1 protein-coding gene is annotated in these 572 nt (G+C 32.3%); it reads right to left on the bottom strand.

Annotated features, from left to right (window positions below):
• Positions 1-572, bottom strand: a 572-nt coding sequence (locus ABHN01_RS25915; protein ID WP_429877932.1) for an EAL domain-containing protein, incomplete at both ends; no start/stop codon positions are given.

The following is a 572-nucleotide window of genomic DNA, read 5'->3' as shown; positions in this document are numbered from 1 at the left end:
CCTTGAATGTGATCACAATTTTGTTTATGTAAAAATTCCCATTCTTCTTCCGTTTCTACACCTTCTGCAATCACTTCTAAATTTAGTTCTTTTGATAGTGTAATAATGGAAGAGACAATTGCTTCTTCTAAAGGACTATTTGTAATTCCGCAAATAAATTCTCGAGCAATTTTTAATGTGTTGATTGGATATTTTGTTAAATAAGCTAAAGAACTATAACCGGTTCCAAAGTCATCAATTGAAATTTGAATACCGAGGTTTTGAAGCTGTTCTAGTTTTGCAACTACAGATTGATTTTGATTAATGGCGATACTTTCTGTAATTTCAATATCTAGTGCTTCTGATTTTAACTCTGTTTCTTCTAAAACCTTTGAAATAGTTGGGATTAAATCTGCATGGTTAAATTGAACAACAGATAAATTCACACCAACTTTTAAGTGAGAAAAACCTTGATTATGCCATCTTTTTGCTTCTAAACAGGCAGTACGTAAAATCCAATTGCCAAGTTCAATAATAAAACCAGTTTCCTCTGCTAGAGGGATAAATTGGGCAGGAGATACGATACCGAGTTT

The organism is Fictibacillus sp. NRS-1165 (assembly GCF_050468105.1).
Classification (GTDB): Bacteria; Bacillota; Bacilli; order Bacillales; family Fictibacillaceae; genus Fictibacillus_C; species Fictibacillus_C terrinigri.
This window is presented reverse-complemented; position numbering and strand designations above follow the sequence as displayed.